A 17067-nucleotide genomic window follows, 5' to 3' on the forward strand; every position below is an offset into this window, starting at 1 on the left:
GTCCCCGGCCGCCCCGGCCGCGTGCTGCTCGCCCTGGAGTTCCTCCAGCACACCGGGTCCTTCAAGGCGCGCGGCGCCTGGAACTTCCTCGCCGCCCACCGCGAGGCCGGCACCCTGCCGGAGGCCGGCGTCGCCATCGCCTCCGGCGGCAACGCCGGGCTGGCCTGCGCCTGGGCCGCCCGGCAGCAGGGCCTGCCCGCGACCGTCTTCCTGCCCCGGAACGCCCCGCGGGTGAAGGCCGACCGGCTGCGCGGCTACGGCGCCGACGTCCGCCTCACCGGCACGGAGTACGCCGAGGCGCTCGCCGCCTGCGAGGAGTTCACGCGCGCCACCGGCGCCCTCGCGAGCCACGCCTACGACCACCCGCTGATCGCCGCGGGCGCGGGCACCCTCCTCGGCGAGCTCCGCGCCGCCGTCCCCGGCCTGGACACCGTCGTCGTCGCGGTCGGCGGCGGCGGGCTCTTCGCGGGCGTCGCCACCGCCGCCCGGCAGCACGGCATCCGCACGGTCGCCGTCGAGCCCGCCGGCAGCCGGGCCCTCCACGGCGCCCTGGAAGCCGGGCGGGTCGTCGACGTCACCGTCGACTCGGTCGCGGCGGACGCCCTCGGCGCCCGGCGCGTCTCCGGGACGGCCCTGGCCGCGGCCCGCCACGCGGATGTCACCTCCCTCCTCGTACAGGACGAGGCGATCACCGCCGCGCGGCAGGCCCTGTGGGACGAGCGCCGCATCGTGGTCGAGCCTGCCGGCGCGACGGCCCTCGCCGCACTCGCGCCGGGAGGCCCGTACGTGCCTGCGGAGGACGAAACGGTCGCAGTCGTCCTGTGCGGCGCGAACACGGACCCGGCGGACCTGGCCTCCTGACGGCACCTGACGGCGGCGGGCGGGCGCGCGGGCCCTCCAGGCGGCGGGGCCGGAGGGAGCCGCGTCCGTTCCCGGCTCCACGCGTGCGCTTCCGCCGCCGTGAGCCACCTTCCGGCGGTGCCGCACCTACTCCCGCCCGAGGTATCCCGATCCGCCCGCAGGGCCACCGCGGCGCACCTGGGGCGACAGCAGCGCGGCCGCCGTCGCCGTGGTCACCACGGCCGCGCAGCACAGCAGCCCCGCGCGGGGGCCGGCCGCCGCGGCGAGCGGGCCCGCCGCCAGCGTGCCGAGCGGGGCGCAGGCCAGGGAGCCGAACCAGTCGTAGGCGCTGACGCGCGAGAGCGCTTCGGCCGGCACGTCGCGCTGCAGGGCCGTCGCCCACAGCACCCCGAAGACGTCCCCCGCGACGCCCGCGGCGAACGCCGCCGCCACGGTCGGCCACACCGGCGCGTGTATCCCCAGCAGCACCATCGGCAGGGCCGCGGGGAAGGTCGCCAGCACGGCGACGAGGACGGGCCGCCGCGGCCGGAGCCGCGCCGCCAGCCCCGCGCCCGCGACCGTCCCCACCGCCTGCGCGGCGACGACGCAGGACCACTCCCGCACCCCGCCGGAGTCCTCCTCGCTCGCCAGCGGCCCGAGGACGCCCACCGCCGCGCTCTGGGCCGCGACCACGAAGGCGTACTGCAGCACTACCGCCCACAGCCACTGGCGGGAGGCGAACTCCCGCCAGCCCTCGCGCAGATCGCGCAGCCCCGGACCGCCGCCGCGCGGGTGCGCCCGCACCGGCCGGATGCCGGCGATCAGAGCGGCGCTCGCCAGGAAGGTGAGGGCGTCGAGGGCCAGCGCCCAGCCCGCGCCGAGCCCGGCGACGACCACGCCGGACAGCGAGAGCCCGAGCACCATGGCGACGTTCATGCCCATCCGCAGCGCGGCGTTCGCCTCGGTGAGCCGCTCGCGGGCGACGATCTCCGGGACCACGGCCGTCATCGCCGGCGCGAACAGGGCGGTGGCGGTTCCGGCCGCCGTGGCGAGCAGGGCCACCGCGGCGATCGGCGCGTGCCCGGTCAGGCTCATGGCGGCGAGGGCCCCGTAGGCCGCGGCGCCGGCCAGCTCCGCCGCGACCATCAGCCGTATCCGCGGTATTCGGTCCGCTATCACCCCGCCCACGAGCACGAACAGCACCTGCGGGACCACCTGGCAGGCCAGCACCAGGGACAACTGCCCCGGTGCGGACCCCGGCAGGTCGAGGACGGCGAAGGCCAGGGCCACGCGCGCGAACCCGTTGCCCAGGACGGAGACCGCCCGGGCCCACGAGAGCAGGACGAAGTTGCGGTCGCGCAGCGGGGGAGGGGCGGCCGCAGTTGCAGGCGGAACAGGAGGCGACGGCAAGGGCGTTGACGGCCGTTCGGCGGGAGGGCTCACCCTTTCAGTGTCCGGTACACCGAGGAACAGAGCCGCCGAATACGGGGCAGAGCGGCGCTTTCCGGCCATTCGCGACTGACGCGTCCGTACCTGCCGGAAGCGGCATCCGGCCTCTACGATGGGGAATCGCGCATGCGGAACGACGATCCGGAAGGCCGGTGCCGCACGACCGGCCCACGGAAGGGGGGCCGATGGGAGCGCGCGGCACAGTGGTGCAGGACCATGCGATCGCCGCCTACTACGAGCGCGTCCAGGAAGCGCTCGACCACCTGGCAGCCGGCCGTCGCCACCCACCGGAAGGCTTCTCTCCGGGTCCCCGGCTGCCTCCCCTCACCGACCGGCTCCGCGCCTTCCTGTCCGTATCCGGCCTCGCGGCGACGGACCTCGGCGCGCACCACGGCACCCGGCTCCTCCTCCTCGACCTCATGCGCAACCCGGGCACCCGGACCACCAAGACCATGGCCTCGCTCGTCATCGTCGCGCGCGCCGTCCACCACGTGCACGAGACCGGCGAGCCCCTGATGCTCCTCACCCCCTCCTCCGCGAACAAGGCCACCGCCCTGCGCGACGCCGTCGAACGCGCCCTCGCCCACGGCCTCGTCACCGCTGATCAACTGGCCGTCACGTGCGTGGTCCCCGAGGACTCGGCCGCCAAGGTGTGGCGGACCGCGCTGGCCGGCGATCCCGGGCTGCGGCGCCGCAACCCGGTCCTGGTGCACGCCGGTTCCGGCGCTGCCGTGAAGGCCCTGGCGAGAGAGGGAGCGGCGCGGTACGCGGCGGAGGCCGAGCGCCTGACCGGGGTCCGCGTCTGGCACACCCTCGGCCTCGACAACTACCGGGCCGCCGACACCGTGCGCGCCTGCTTCGAGGACGCGCACCTGCCCCGGGCCGCGGGCAGCACGCGGTGGCACGCCCACGCCGTCTCCAGCGCCTTCGGGCTGCTCGGCCACCACCTCGGCACCACCCTCCTCGGGGAGCGCGCCGGCAGGCCCTGCGGCTATCTGCTTATCCAGCACCTCGCCACCCCCGACATGGTCCTCGACCTGCACCACGCCACCGTCCCCGGCTACCGGCGCGACGCGTCCACCGGCCTGTTCACCCAGGACGCCGACCCGCGCTTCCCGGCCGTCACCCACGACCCGGCGGAGGTGCTCGACCCCACCTTCTACACGAGCTCACCCGCCACGGCGCCCGCGATGAGCGAGCTGATCCGGTCCCACGGGGGCGACGGCCTGGTGGTCTCCCGGCACGAGTGCCTCGCCCGGTACGACGAGGTGCGCGCCGTGGTGGCGCCCGCGGGGATCGACCTGCCGGCCGACCCCGGGCGGCTGCGCGAGTGGTCGCTGGTCATGGTGGTCACCGGCACGCTCCTCGCCGCGGAACGGGGCCTGGTGAAGGCCGACGAGGTCGTCGTGCACGCCTCCGGCTCCTACACGTGCGACGACTACAACCCCCTGCCGCCCGCCGCGCAGCAGCCCGTGGCCGGTGCCGGCGACGTCGCCGGGGCCCTCCGCGCGGCCGTACGCCGGGAGGCGGCCTGATGCGTACGGGCCTCGTCCTCCTCCCCGAGCACCCCTGGCCGCAGGCCCGCCGGCACTGGCAGCGCGCCGAGGAGCTCGGCTTCCACCACGCCTGGACCTACGACCACCTCGCCTGGCGCTCCCTGCGCGACGCACCGTGGTTCGGCGCGCTCCCCCTCCTCGCCGCGGCCGCCGCCGTCACCCGCCGCATCCGGCTGGGCCCCCTCGTGGCCACCCCCGTCCTCCGGCACCCGGTGGTGCTGGCCAAGGAGCTGATGACGCTCGACCACATCGCGGACGGCAGGGTCACCGCGGGCCTGGGAGCCGGCGCGCGGGGCTACGACGAGCACACCCTGGGCGGTCCGCCGCTCTCCCCGGCCGCGCACCACCGGCGCTTCGCGGAGTTCGCCGCCCTCGTCGACCGCCTGCTCCGGCAGGAGGTCACCGACCACGACGGCCCCGCGTACACCGCCCGCGGCGCCCGGATGATCCCCGGCTGCGTACAGCGCCCGCGCCTCCCGCTGGCCGTCGCGGCCACCGGCCCGCGCGGCATGCGCCTGGCGGCGCGCCTCGGGCAGGCGTGGGTGACGCACGGCGCGGCCGCCGCCCCGCCCGGCGCGCACACCGAAGCCGGCGCGCTCGCCCTGCTCAAGCGCCAGGCCCACGCCTTCGAGGAGGCGTGCGAGGAGGCGGGCCGGGCGCCGGACGGCATCGACCGCATGGTGCTGGCCACCCGGCTGGTGCCCGGCCTCGCGGCCTCGCCCGGGCGCCTGCTCGCCTTCGCCGGCGCCTGCGCGGCCCTGGGCTTCACCGACCTGATCCTCCACCGGCCCCGGCCCTCCGGCGTCTTCGGCGGGGACGCCGCCGCGTTCGAGGACGTCGTGGCCGGTGCGATCCCGGAGATCGAGCGGCTGTGACGGGCGGCGGGGAGAGCACGCGGCCCGGCTCCGGGCAGGCCCCGGACGCCTACGGGAGCACCTTCGGTGCCGTCTACGACGACTGGTACCCCCCGGAGTTCGCCCACGGAGCGGAAGCCGTCGCGGCCCTGGCCCGGTACGCGGGCCGCGGCGAGGCCCTCGAACTGGGCGTCGGCACCGGCCGCATCGCCATCCCCCTCGCCCGGCGCGGCGTGCGCGTCCACGGCGTCGACATCTCCCCGGACATGCTGGAGCGGCTGCGGGCCAAGCCCGGCGGGCACCTGGTCCGCACCGTCCTCGCCGACATGGCCGACCCCGGCGGCTGCGACCTGGGCCGCCGCTTCGCCCTCGTCTACTCCGTCTTCAACAGCCTCTTCTGCATCCCCGGCCAGGCCCGGCAGGCCGCGAGCCTCGCCGTCGCCGCCCGGCACCTGGCCCCCGGCGGCCGCCTCGTCGTCGACCACCAGATGCCTTCGCACGTCGCGCCCGGCCTCTCCGTACGGCACTTCCACGCCACGGACGACGAGGTGCGCTTCACCCTCGTCGACTGCGACCCCGTCACCCAGGTCATGAAGCGGCGCACCGTGGCCGTCACCGACGACGGCGTCACCTCGTACCCCTCGGTCATCCGCTACGTCTGGCCCGCGGAGCTCGACCTCATGGCGGCCGCCGCGGGCCTGGTCCTGGCCTCGCGCACGGCCGACTGGGCGGGCACGCCCATGCGCCCCGGCAGCCCGGGCTGCGTGTCCGTCTACCGCCACCGCACCGACCGAGGAGAGGTGCCGCATTGACAGCCCGTGCCTTCCCCGGCGACCGCCGCGCCCCGGCCAGGGCGGCGGCACCCCGCCGCGCGGCCCTGCGGACGCGGTACGCGTGGGACACCGACCCCCGCCTGGCGCCCCTGCGCCTGCGGTGGGACGCCGCCGTGCACACCGCGCGCCCCCTCACCGCCTGGTCACCGCCCGGCAGCCCGCTGCGGCTGCGCTACACCGGGCTGCACGACGGCGCCCGCCACGTCCTGCCCTTCCTCGCCCGCCAAGGCGTGGCGGCCACGACGGCACCGGCCGGAGCACCGGGGGAGCCGCCGGACATCGAGCTGTCCGGTGTCCCCGCCCGGCAGGCCGGCCCGCCCGGCCCCGCCACCGTCGTCCTGCCCTTCCGCATCCAGCTCGCCGTCCCGGTCGGGGACGGCCCCGAGGCGCTGCGCGCCCGCATCTCCGAGCGCGAGCGCCGCGCCTTCAAGGCCCGCCGGACCGCGGCGCGGTGGACCTGGCAGACCGGCACCGGCCCGCACGCCTTCGACCACTTCTACGAGCAGATGCACCTGCCCACCATGCGCCGCCGGCACGGCGCCGCCGCCCGCAGCCTCCCGCCCGGCCTCGCCTACGAGTGCCTCTTCCGGCGGGGGATCCTCTTCTTCCTCGTCCAGGACGGGGTCCGCGTCGCCGGGGTGCTGTGCGCCCTGCCGCGCGACGGCCGCGTCCTGACGATGCGGCTCCTCGGCGTCCTCGACGGGGCCGTGCAGTACTACACCGGCGGCGCGGTACGGGCCCTCACGCACTTCGCCCTGGAGTGGGCCTGCGAGAACGGCTGCGCGTCCGTCGGCCTCTCCGGCTGCGAACCGTTCCTGAGCAAAGGCATCTTCCAGTTCAAACAGCGCTTCCACCCCGAGTGCCGGCTGCCGGACGACCACTTCGGCGGCAAGCGCCTCGTCCTGCGCGTCCTGCGGGACACCCCGGCCGTACGGGACTTCCTCACGGCCAACCCCCTGATCGCGCTCGGCGACGGCGGCCTCGAAGCCCTCTACTTCCACGACGAGGACCGGCCGCCCCGCACCGACCTGGCCTGGCGGTGCCCGGGCATACGCCGCGCCCGCCACGTCCCGCTCGACACCTTCGCCCGGGGCCTGCCCCGGGCGGACGGCCCACCCCGCGGAGGCAGGCCATGACGACGCACGCCCGGCCGCAGCACCACCCCTGGTTCGGCTCCCACGCCCTCTCCCGGCCGCCCCGGCTCGGCGCCGCCGGAGTCCGCGACGTCCTCCTCCGGGAGATGGACGACATCGGCTTCCACGGCGGCCTCGTCTCCGCCCGGCCCCTGCTCGTGCCCCCGCACAGCGCCGCCGAGCTCTACGGCGCGGCCGCCCGGCTCCTCGCCCTGCTCCGCAAGGCCCTGCTCGCGAGCGGCCCCACGGCCCGGCACCGGATGGCCGCGCTGGGAGCCGACGAGTCCCTGCACCCGCTGTTCACCGACGACCGGACCGAAGAGCGCTACTGCGCCTGCATGGCCCGCCCGGACGCCGTCATCGGGGAGCACGGCCCGCAGTTCCTGGAGTTCAACGTCGGCGGCGCGGTAGGCGGCGCCGTCCACACGCACATGCTGACCCGCGCCTGGCGGCAGGTGCACGCGGACGGGGACCGGCTGCCCTTCGACGCGCCCTCGCTGTTCGCCGCCCGCCGCCGCCTCTTCGCCGCCGTCCGCGACGAACTGCGCGTGGCCCCCGGCGTCGCCCTGCTCGGCACCCTCCGCGACCTGCCCGGCGTACGGACCAGCCGCTACTTCGACGCCGAGGTCCGCCACCTGCGCCGGCACGGCTTCGCCGCCGAGTTCTTCGAACCGGAGGAGCTCGACCGCGGCCACGGCCCCGGCGGCCGCTTCCGCTACCCCCTCGGGCTGCGCCACTTCACGATCAGCGAATGGCGCGCCCACGGCATCGACCTCGCCCCCGTCCGCCGGGCCCTCGACGCAGGATGCACCTTCCTCGCCCCGCAGACCGCCTTCCTCGTCTCCAACAAGAAGGTCCTCGGCTGGGTCTCGGAGGGCCTGCCCTGGATGACCTCCGCCGAACGCGCGCTCGTGCGCCGCTACCTGCCCTGGACCAGGGTCGTCCGCGACCGCCGCGTCACCTGGCGCGGCCGCGGCACCGGCCTCGGCGAGCTGCTGCTGCGCCGGCAGCGGCAGTTCGTCCTGAAGAAGGCCGTCGGCATGTGCGGCGACGGCGTGCTCCTCGGCCCCTCCACCCGCCCCGCCGAGTGGCGGCGCGCCGTCGAGGCGGCCCTGCGGGACGAGGACAGCATCGCCCAGGAGTACGTCGAGCCCGGCCGCTGCGCCGCGGAGGTCACCGACGGGACGGAGGCCGGCACCCGCCCCGTCACCATCGCCCCGCTCCTCGGCCCGTACCTCATGCGCGGCGAGCCGGCGGGGTGCCTGGTGCGCTACTTCGCCGACGGCAGCAGCGGCATCATCAGCATGTACGGGCACGGAGCCCTCATCAACACCCTGATGGCCGCCCGCTAGCCGCCTCCGGCCCGGCCGCGGCCGGCGCCCGCCGCCCCGCACGGGCTCTCCGCACGGATGTGCGCCGGCTTGGGACGTTCCGCCTTCCCGCGCGGGGCGGAGCCACTAGGGTCGGCCGGGTGCGCAGTCGCCTGTACGTCGCAGCGTTCCTGGCCGCCCTCGCCCTGACGGCCTGCAGCAGCTCCGAGGCCCCGCGCCCGCCCGGCCCGTCCGGCGGGCGGACGGACAGCCGGCCCGACGGCGCGCAGCTGCTCTACCGGGGCGAGGGGCGGGCCAGCGCGCAGAACCCCGCCTTTTCCCCGGACGGCACGTCCGTGCTCTTCACGCTCTTCGAGGACGGCTACAACGAGGGCGCCGCCGCCCTGCGCGTGCTCCCGTTGAACGGCGGCGGGGCCTCCGGCCGCCCGAAGACCCTGCTCGACGAGGCCGACAAGGCCGCGGTCAACCTGCCCGGCTCCAGCTGGCACCCCTCGGCCGGGGTGGCCTTCGCCTCGGACCGGGCGGGCGGGGGCCGCGACGAGGTGTGGGTGATGCCGCCCGGCGGGCGGCCCTCCCGCGTCACCGAGCACGGCGGCGACTCCGGCTACCTGGAGCCCAGCTTCTCGCCCGACGGGTCGTGGATCGTCTTCCAGGAGATCCGCGAGAAGGGGGCGGGGGACGGCGGCGGCGCGCTCGGCTCCCTGTGGAAGGTCCGGCGCGACGGCACCGGCCGCACCCGCCTCCTGGACGGCCCCGGCACCGGCACGGACAACCGCCAGCCCAACTGGTCGCCCAAGGGCGACCGGCTGGTCTTCCAGCGCCGCGAGCGGGGCGCGCGCGAGTGGGCGCTGTACGTGATGAACGCCGACGGCAGCGGCCTGCGGCGGCTCACCGGCGGCCCCGGGGAGCACACCGACCCCAGCTGGTCGCCCGACGGCAGGTCGGTGGTCTTCTCCTCCACCGCCGGCGGCCTGGAGGTGCCGCAGATCTTCGTGATCCCGGCCGCCGGCGGCCGCCCCGTCCGGGTGACCACGCGCGACGGCGACTACGACGGCGCGCCGAGCTGGTCACCGGACGGGCGGTGGATCGCCTTCGAGTCCCACCCGGGGGACGAGGACCGGCCGGCCTCGCTGTGGCGGATCCCCGCCCCCGGAACCGACGGCCCCTGAAGGGGCCGGCCGGCGCCGGGGTCAGCCGGTGGTGACGGTGACCAGCGAGTACTGGGACACCGTCAGGGACAGCGTGGCGGTGTCGCCCGCCGTCTGCCAGGTGACCGGCTGCGGAGCCGGCGAGGCCCCGTCCGGCGAGCTCACCGTGGCCGCCAGCACCTGCTTGCCCGCGGGCAGCTTCAGGGCGACCGAACACGCGGCCGGTTTGGTGCTGAAGGCCGCCGGAGTGTCACCGAAGCAGGTGAAGTTGACCAGCTGGACGATCGTGTCGGCACCGAGCCTGCTGACCTCCATGTGGATGCGCCGGTCGCCCGTGAGCTCCACCGCCGGCGGCGCCGCCGCCCGTACGGGCGCGAGCAGCCGGTCGGCGCTCGCCTGGTCCGTCCGGGCGAGGTAGCTGTGGCCGGGCAGGTCCTTGACGTACCAGCACGTCCCTTGGCCGAAACGATTCTGCTTGCTGGCGGGCAGCGCATCGCCCTTGCGGAAGCCGAGCACGTCGGCGAGGGCGTACTCGCCGCGGGGCGTGCCCAGCTCGTCGAGGCCGGTCGGCGCGGGGCCCGTCACGACGACCGTCCCGCCGCCCGACACGTACTCCCGCAGGACCGCCGCCTCGGCGTCGGAGACCGCCTGGAGGTTCGGCAGCATCAGCACGCGGTACGGGGCGAGGTCGGCGGCGGACAGGTGCGGGCTCGGGACGGTGGCGAACGGTATGTGGGCGTACACCAGCGCCTTGACCGTGCCGCGGAACTCGCCCAGCCAGGCCTGGGTCGTGCAGCTCTCCTCCGCGCTGCCCGACGCCCACCAGTCCTTGACCCCCGACGGCGCCTTCGCGTTGGCGTACATGCCCGTGCCGGCGGAGGGGCTGACGTAGTCCCGGGAGGCCGAGGAGTGGTAGACGCCCACCTCGGCCGCCGGCACCGCGTCGTAGAGCTTGTGCTGGTTGGCGGCGACGAAGGCGTACATGCGTGTACGCATCGCCTTGTCGGTGGTCTCGTTCTTGAACGGGCTCTTGACCTCGTACGGATTGCAGCCGGCCGCCAGCAGCTCGGCCATCACCAGCGACGCGTCGTCGGCCTTCCAGCCGTAGGAGAACGCCCACGCGGGCTTCGTGCCGCTCGCGGCGCGCGCGTACTTGTACATCGAGATCAGACAGGTCCAGTCCGTCGCCGTGGCGTGGCGCATCCCGTCGTAGTTGCCGAGGATGTCCACCTCCCAGACGTGGCTCACGCCCTCGGCCCGCCGCAGGTACGCCCCGTCGAGGCCGACCAGCGTGGCGTACTGGTAGTCCATGCTCACCGTCTCGGCGAAGGTGACCAGGTCCGGGTTGACCGACCGGCCGGCGGCGGCGATGTCGAGCTGCCACTGGTTGAGGTTGCGGTGCCGCCACTCCACGTAGCGGCGGAAGGGCAGGCTGGAGAAGTCGGCCTTCGCGGGCAGCGCCAGACCCGTGTCGGCCTTGAAGGCGTCCGCCGCCCAGGTGGAGGCGTCGCACCAGCTCAGCGCCCCGTCGAAGTAGATCGGCACGTCCGGCCAGATGGCGTCCACACCCGTGGCGGCCAGGGCCTTGACGCGGCCGAGGTAGTAGTCGCGCCAGGGGGAGTTGGGGCTGAGCCAGCAGCTCTCGTCGCCCGGGTCGACCCAGACGACCAGGCTGCCGTAGAAGACGTTGGGCTTGCCGTCGAGGGAGCGCTGCACCCAGGACTTCCCCTCGCCGTTCTTGTAGAACGACGGGCCGTTCTCGCCGCCGACGCTGATGAGCTCCAGCGACGGGTAGTACATGACCACGCGGATCCCGGCGGCGTGCGCCAGCTCCACGAAGCTCTTGACCTTGCCCATGTGCTCGGTGAACTCCGCGGGCGTCAGCCAGTTCGACAGGACGGTGTCGAGCTCGATGACGCTGACGTTCTGCGCCTTGAGCGCCGTGATCACGGGCTTCATGTCGCGCAGCGGGTCGGCGTCCTCGTCGAAGGTGCCGTCTGCCAGCCGGGCGAAGCGGCTCCACTCGGGGAAGAGCCCCTGCCGGACCGCGGCCGGCGCCCACGCGGGCTCGGCGCCGGGGAGGCGGGGGAGGAGCTGCGCGGCGAGCGCTGCGCCGCCGGCCCCCAGGCCGGTGCGTAACAGGGCTCTGCGGCTGAATCTTCGCATGGTGCTCATGGATGTCCCCTCGGTTTCACAGCGGTGTGACGGGGTCTGCACGGTGCCCGCAAAGTCTGCCCGATCGGCCTCGCGGGGGCGGAGGGATTCCGGATACCGCGGTGCGGTGGCGCGGCGAGGACCCGCGCCCGGCCCGGGGCGTCCGCCATCAGCCGGTGCGTCTGCCATCAGAAGGAAAACCGGCCGATATCGCTCCCGTACGGAGTAGCCGCGGGGGCACCTTTCCGGCCCGCGGTTAACACATCTCCAGAACGACCGAACCGCGAGGAGTGCTGGCATGGCCGAAGTGAAGCTGACCGCCGAGAAGCGCACCGACTTCGGCAAGGGCGCCGCCCGCCGCATCCGCAGGCAGGACAAGGTCCCCTGCGTCATCTACGGCCACGGCGCCGACCCGCGGCACGTGTCGGTGGACGGGCACGCCCTGCTGATGGCCCTGCGGACGCCGAACGTCCTGATCAACCTGGACATCGACGGCAAGAGCGAGCTCGTCATCCCCAAGGCCGTCCAGCGCGAGGCCATCCGCGGCTTCCTGGTCCACGTGGACCTGCTGATCGTCAAGAAGGGCGAGAAGGTCACCGTGGAGATCCCGATCCACACCGAGGGCGAGCTCGCCCCCGGCGGCAACCTGCTGGAGTACATCCTCAGCGCCCTCCCGGTCGAGGCCGAGGCCACGCACATCCCCGAGGGCGTCACGATCTCCATCGAGGGTCTGGAGGCGGGCCACACCGTCCACGCCAAGGACATCCCGCTGCCGCGCGGCACCACCCTCGCGGTCGACGGCGAGGACGCCGTCCTGCAGATCGTCGCGGCCCAGACCGAGCCGGTCGAGGAGGAAGCCGCGGAGGAGGAAGCCGCGCCGGCCGAGGCCGCTCCGGCGGCCGCCCCCGAGGGCGAGGGCGGCGGCTGAGCCGTACGGACGGAGGAGCGACGCTGGGCCCACCCGGGGGCACGGGCACCCGCCCGCGCCCCCGGGCGGCGGTATCAGGCGGCGCGCGGCAGCGGCTTGAGGACGCCGAAGACGGCGCCGAACCGGTCGGCGGCCCAGGCGATCCGGCCCACGTCGGGCACGTCGGCGGCCGGTGCGACGACCGAGCCGCCGCTCTCCCGCACCCGGGTGAGCGTGGCATCGGTGTCCGTGACCAGGAAGTACGGGATCCAGCGGGACGGCCCGGCCGCCTCGCCCCCGCCGGGCGCCGGCGCGATGCCGCCGAACGCGGCGTCGTCGCCGCTCGCGCCGGCCGTGGAGATCAGGGTGTACGTGCCGACGGAGAACTCCCTCTCCTGCGTGCCCCAGCCGAACAGGGCGCGGTAGAAGGCCCCGGCCGCAGCCGGGTCCGCGGTGTGCAGCTCGACCCACAGCAGGGTGTCCGGCTCGCAGACCTTCTCCAGGCCCTTGACGGCGCCGGGCTGCCAGAGCGCGAACTCCGCGCCGCCGGGGTCGGTGAGACACGCCAGCCGGCCCGCGTCCATGACGTCGGTGGGCGCGACCCGTACGGCGCCCCCGGCCTGCTCGGCCGCCTTGACCGTGGCGTCGGCGTCGGGCGTCTGGAAGTACACGGTCCACGCGGGGCTCGCGCCCTCCTCGGTCAGCGGGCCGAGCGCCGCGACGTCCTTGCCGTCCTCCTGGAAGAAGGCGTAGCCGCCGGTGTCGGGCCCGGCGGACTGCACGTCCCAGCCGAAGACCGCCCCGTAGAACTCGGCGGACCCCGCGGTGTCCGGGGTGCCGAGGTCGAGCCAGTTGGGCGATCCGGTCACGAAATCTGTGCTGAGCATGGTGGGTGCTCCTCCGGCGGATGCACGCGGGGGCAACGGATGCGCACGAGCCCCGCCGCCGCGGGCGCGGTGCCCGGCGTCCCCCGACGCGTCTCAGTCTTCCACCGCTCCCGGGGCGGCGCGCGACGCGTCGGCCGGGGGAACACCGGCGTGCGGAGTCGTTACCGGCGCGGGGCGGGGGGGCCGGAGGACGCGCCTCCGGCCGCCCGGCCGGGCGCGGGTGCCCCGCGCGGCGCGGAGCCTCTCCGCGCGGGCCCGCTCAGATCGTCGCGGCGTCGATGACGAAGCGGTAGCGGACGTCGCTGGCCAGCACCCGCTCGTACGCCTCGTTGATCTGGTCGGCCCGGATCAGCTCGATGTCGGCGCCGATGCCGTGCTCGCCGCAGAAGTCGAGCATCGCCTGGGTCTCCGGAATGCCGCCGATCATCGAGCCGGCCAGGGACCGGCGCCGGGTGATCAGGGCGAACGAGGCGACCGGCTGCGGGTTCTCCGGGGCGCCGACCTGCACGAGCGTGCCGTCGGTCTTCAGCAGGCCCAGGTAGGCGCCCAGGTCGACGTCGGCCGAGACGGTGTTGACGATCAGGTCGAAGCTGCCCGCCAGCCGCTCGAAGGTCGCCGGGTCGGAGGTGGCGTGGAAGTGGGCGGCGCCCAGGCGCAGGCCGTCCTCCTGCTTGCGCAGCGACTGGCTGAGGACGGTGACCTCCGCGCCCATCGCGTGCGCGATCTTCACGCCCATGTGGCCGAGGCCGCCGAGGCCGACGATCGCGACCTTCTTGCCCGGCCCCGCCTGCCAGCGGGCGAGGGGGGAGTAGAGGGTGATGCCGGCGCACAGCAGCGGTGCCGCCTGATCCAGCGGAATGCTGCCGGGGATGCGCAGGACGTAGTTCTCGTCCACGACGATGTGCGTGGAGTAGCCGCCCTGGGTGACCTCCCCGTCACGGCCGGTCGCGCCGTAGGTGCCGACCATGCCGAGCTCGCCGGTGCAGTACTGCTGCAGGCCTGCCTTGCAGTTGCCGCACTCGCGGCAGGAGTCCACGAAGCAGCCGACGCCGACGCGGTCGCCGACGCGGTAGCGGGTGACGCCGGAGCCGGTCGCGGTCACGACGCCGGCGATCTCGTGGCCCGGGGCGAGCGGGAAGTGGCCGTCGTCGCCCCACTCGCCGCGGACGGTGTGGATGTCGGAGTGGCAGATGCCGGCGTACTTGATCTCGATGAGGACGTCGTGCTCACCCGGCTCCCGGCGCTGGACGGTGATCCGCTCCAGGGGAGCCTTGGCCGAAGGGGCCGCGTATGCGGGAACAGTGGTGCGGTTCATGCCCGCCATCGTGCGCCCGTGCCGCGGAACCAGCCAGAACCCGGCCGAACGTACGCTTGCGTTTCCTACCACTGGCAGTGTCACCCTGGCCCCGCCCGCGGCCCCCGCGGCCTGCGCATACTGGTGGAATGGACCAGCGCACCGAACTGAGCGAGTTCCTCCGCAGCAGGCGGGCCCGGCTGCAGCCCGCGGAAGTGGGGCTCACGCCCTACGGCGGGCGGCGCCGGGTGCCCGGCCTGCGGCGCGAGGAGCTGGCCCAGCTCGCGGGCGTCAGCGTCGCCTACTACACGCGCCTGGAGCAGGGGCACGGCCAGAACGTCTCCACCGCCGTGCTGGAGGCGATCGCCGACGCCCTGCGGCTCACCCGCGCCGAGCGCGACCACCTCACCCACCTCGTGCGCCCGAGCGTGAAGAAGACGCGGCCGTGCCGCCCCGCCCGGCCGCAGCGCGTGCGCCCCTCGGTGCAGCACCTCATGGACAGCATGGAGAACACCCCCGCCTACGTGGTCGGGCGCCGGCTGGACATCCTCGCCTGGAACCGGCTGGCCTGCGCCCTGCTGGGCGACTTCGGCAAGATGCCCGCCGGGCAGCGCAACCTGGCCTGGCAGCTCTTCCTGGAGCCGGCCACCCGCGAGCTGTACGTGGAGTGGGAGAAGAAGGCCGCCGACGTCGTCGCCTTCCTGCGGCTCGACGCCGGCCGCTGCCCCGAGGACCCGCACCTCGCCGCCCTCGTCGGCGAGCTGTCCGTCAAGAGCCCGGAGTTCCGCACGCTGTGGGCCGCGCACAACGTGGAGGACAAGGGCTTCGGCGTCAAGGAGCTGCACCACCCCGTGGTGGGCCCGCTGACCCTGTCCTACGAGACGCTCGTGCTCCCCGCCGACCAGAACCAGCAGCTGATCACGTACCACGCCGAGCCCGGTTCGCCCTCCGCCGAGTCCCTGCGCATCCTGGCCAGCTGGGCGATGGAGAGCGCGGACGCGTAGCCGGCGCCGCGCCGGGGCGTCACGGGCGCGGCGCCCCCATGGGGTTGGGCACCGGCAGGACGCCGCTGTCGACGAGGTGCCGGCTCAGCGGGACGGCGAGGCGGATCGCCTCCTCGGTCCCCTCCGCGCCCAGGGCGGCCAGGGGCGGGGCGGCCAGCCGGTCGGTGTCCTCCTCCAGCCGGCGGCGCAGCGCCCCGCCGGCCCCGGTCAGCCGCCCTTCGCCGTCGAGCACGCCGCGCTCGGTGAGCCTGCGGCGGCTCTCCTCCCACTCCGCCTCCGTCCAGCCCCGGTTGTCGCGGACGGCCTCCAGCGGCACGCCGCCGGCGGCCACGTGCGTGAGCGTGGTGTCCAGCCCGCCGAGGCCGGCGTGGACGGCGGCCAGGACGTGGCCGTCGCCGCGGTGCTCGCGCAGCACGGTGGCCGCCAGCCACACGCGCGCGGCGGCGCCGGCGGGCCGGGGCACCCGGGACCAGGCGGCGGCCAGCGGCCTGCCCTCGAAGCCGCAGCCCGCCACGGCCGTCTCCAGGAGCTCGGAGAGCCGTGCGAGGGAGCGGCCGGATCCCGCCGGCAGCGTACGGGCCAGCGTGGCGCGTACGGCTTCGGTGCGGCTCTCCAGGACCGCCTCCGGCGAGGCGTACGCCCAGGCGTCGGGCAGCGAGCGGGCCACCATGGACGGCGCGAAGACGTGGAACATCGCCGCGACGGGCGCCGGCCCGAGCGCCCCGAGCGGGGCCGCACGGCCCGCGAAGTACCCCATCCACCAGCTCGGCAGGCCCAGCGCGCGGGCCGCGGCGGCGGGTTCGGGCGCGAAGTAGACGACGGCGTGCAGGGGTTCGACGGCCTCCCACAGCCGGCGGGCGGGCGAGGGCTGCTGCACGGTGGACTCCTCCGTCGAACGGCGTCGAACCGACCCGTCAGTGTCGAACCGACCCGTCGGTGTCGAACTGACCCGTCAGTGCTGTGCGTTGGCGAATCCTATGCCGACCGCGCCCCACCAGCACACCTGCGAGACGAAGGCCGTGGCCCCGCCCCAGGCCGCCAGCCGCCGCCCGGGCGGGGCGGGGGAGCGCTGCGCCAGGCGCCGGGTGAGCACCCCGGCCTGGAGGCCGTTGAGGGTGAGGACGACGATCAGCACGAGCTTGGTGCGGGTGAGCGGCGAGGCCGGGTCCGGGTGCAGGAAGGCGCCGCTGGCCAGCAGCCCGGCCAGCCCGGCCCAGACCGGCACGTGCAGCCGGCCGACGGCGCCGAGGGCGTCGGCGAGCGCGATCCGCCGCGTGACCCACAGCAGCCCGAACCAGTCGGCGGCCAGCACCGCGCCGAAGCCGAGCACCAGGGAGGCGAGGTGGACGAAGAGCGCCCCGGTGTGCAGGGCCTGGTCGGCGCGGACGTGGAGGGAGACCCAGAGGCAGCAGGCCAGCCCCGCGCACGCCAGGAGCGCGCCGGCCGCGACGGTCCACCACGAGTCGTACAGGCGGAGCGGCCGCGGCTGGGCGGGCGGCGGGGGAACGGGCACGGAACCTCCAGGACGGGTGAAGAATTAGGGAAGGCTTACCTAAATCGATCGAGCTTCGTCAAAGCCCCTCGGCGGCTTTGTCCCGATCCGGGGAGAAGCGTGACCGCCCCGAGACCGCGCCGAGACCGGCCGTCCGCCCGCTCACCCGTCCGGGGGGCGCCGGC

Annotated in this window: 15 protein-coding genes; 9 read left to right on the forward strand and 6 right to left on the reverse strand. The window is 75.4% G+C overall.

Features of this window, described 5'->3' with window-relative positions; all coding sequences use genetic code 11:
* Positions 1–861, forward strand: an 861-nt coding sequence (locus ACSNOH_RS03050; RefSeq protein ID WP_436719588.1) for a serine/threonine dehydratase, incomplete at its 5' end; no start/stop codon positions are given.
* Between the two features lie 126 nt (positions 862–987).
* Here ACSNOH_RS03050 and ACSNOH_RS03055 read toward each other — a convergent pair.
* Positions 988–2283, reverse strand: coding sequence for an MFS transporter (locus tag ACSNOH_RS03055; RefSeq protein ID WP_436719589.1), 1296 nt, complete (start codon positions 2281–2283; stop codon positions 988–990).
* 191 nt (positions 2284–2474) lie between these two features.
* On the opposite strand from ACSNOH_RS03055, the gene ACSNOH_RS03060 reads away from it, so the two are divergent.
* From ACSNOH_RS03060 to ACSNOH_RS03085, 6 genes are all read left to right on the forward strand, one after another.
* The gene (locus tag ACSNOH_RS03060) at positions 2475–3824 is read left to right on the forward strand and encodes a DUF6002 family protein (RefSeq protein ID WP_436719590.1); all 1350 of its coding nucleotides are present in this window, start codon (positions 2475–2477) and stop codon (positions 3822–3824) included.
* The gene (locus tag ACSNOH_RS03065; RefSeq protein ID WP_436719591.1) at positions 3824–4720 is read left to right on the forward strand and encodes an LLM class flavin-dependent oxidoreductase; all 897 of its coding nucleotides are present in this window, start codon (positions 3824–3826) and stop codon (positions 4718–4720) included. Before ACSNOH_RS03060 ends, ACSNOH_RS03065 begins: the two co-directional genes overlap by 1 nt.
* Entirely contained in the window at positions 4717–5511 is a 795-nt protein-coding gene (locus ACSNOH_RS03070) for a class I SAM-dependent methyltransferase (RefSeq protein WP_436719592.1), read from the forward strand. The genes ACSNOH_RS03065 and ACSNOH_RS03070 overlap by 4 nt, the downstream gene beginning before the upstream one ends.
* On the forward strand, positions 5508–6668 hold the full coding sequence (locus tag ACSNOH_RS03075; RefSeq protein WP_436719593.1) for a hypothetical protein: 1161 nt from the start codon (positions 5508–5510) through the stop codon (positions 6666–6668). The genes ACSNOH_RS03070 and ACSNOH_RS03075 overlap by 4 nt, the downstream gene beginning before the upstream one ends.
* Positions 6665–8017: a hypothetical protein gene (locus ACSNOH_RS03080; protein WP_436719594.1), complete on the forward strand. Its 1353-nt coding sequence runs from the start codon at positions 6665–6667 to the stop codon at positions 8015–8017. The genes ACSNOH_RS03075 and ACSNOH_RS03080 overlap by 4 nt, the downstream gene beginning before the upstream one ends.
* Positions 8018–8136: 119 nt before the next feature.
* Complete coding sequence (locus tag ACSNOH_RS03085; RefSeq protein WP_436719595.1) at positions 8137–9165, forward strand: TolB family protein; 1029 nt, start codon at positions 8137–8139, stop codon at positions 9163–9165.
* 21 nt (positions 9166–9186) lie between these two features.
* Here the strand turns inward: ACSNOH_RS03085 and ACSNOH_RS03090 are convergent, their stop codons facing one another.
* Positions 9187–11319, reverse strand: coding sequence for a hypothetical protein (locus ACSNOH_RS03090; RefSeq protein WP_436719596.1), 2133 nt, complete (start codon positions 11317–11319; stop codon positions 9187–9189).
* Positions 11320–11596: 277 nt separating this feature from the next.
* Between ACSNOH_RS03090 and ACSNOH_RS03095 the strand changes: the two genes are divergently transcribed.
* The gene (locus tag ACSNOH_RS03095) at positions 11597–12226 is read left to right on the forward strand and encodes a 50S ribosomal protein L25/general stress protein Ctc (protein WP_436719597.1); all 630 of its coding nucleotides are present in this window, start codon (positions 11597–11599) and stop codon (positions 12224–12226) included.
* Between the two features lie 74 nt (positions 12227–12300).
* On the opposite strand, the gene ACSNOH_RS03100 is transcribed toward ACSNOH_RS03095, so the two are convergent.
* Complete coding sequence (locus ACSNOH_RS03100) at positions 12301–13092, reverse strand: VOC family protein (RefSeq protein WP_436719598.1); 792 nt, start codon at positions 13090–13092, stop codon at positions 12301–12303.
* 259 nt (positions 13093–13351) lie between these two features.
* Positions 13352–14407 (reverse strand): NAD(P)-dependent alcohol dehydrogenase, encoded by a 1056-nt coding sequence (locus ACSNOH_RS03105; protein ID WP_436719599.1) that lies wholly within the window; start codon positions 14405–14407, stop codon positions 13352–13354.
* Positions 14408–14535: 128 nt separating this feature from the next.
* Here ACSNOH_RS03105 and ACSNOH_RS03110 point away from each other — a divergent pair, with 128 nt between their 5' ends.
* Complete coding sequence (locus tag ACSNOH_RS03110; RefSeq protein WP_436719600.1) at positions 14536–15390, forward strand: helix-turn-helix transcriptional regulator; 855 nt, start codon at positions 14536–14538, stop codon at positions 15388–15390.
* Between the two features lie 19 nt (positions 15391–15409).
* Here ACSNOH_RS03110 and ACSNOH_RS03115 read toward each other — a convergent pair whose 3' ends face one another.
* Positions 15410–16267: an SCO6745 family protein gene (locus tag ACSNOH_RS03115; protein WP_436719601.1), complete on the reverse strand. Its 858-nt coding sequence runs from the start codon at positions 16265–16267 to the stop codon at positions 15410–15412.
* Positions 16268–16342: 75 nt separating this feature from the next.
* Positions 16343–16903 carry a hypothetical protein gene (locus ACSNOH_RS03120; protein WP_436719602.1) on the reverse strand — a complete coding sequence of 187 codons (561 nt, stop codon included), beginning with the start codon at positions 16901–16903 and terminating at the stop codon, positions 16343–16345.
* Positions 16904–17067: the final 164 nt, after the last annotated feature.

Source organism: Streptomyces sp. URMC 127 (assembly GCF_051386535.1).
Lineage (GTDB): Bacteria > Actinomycetota > Actinomycetes > Streptomycetales > Streptomycetaceae > Streptomyces.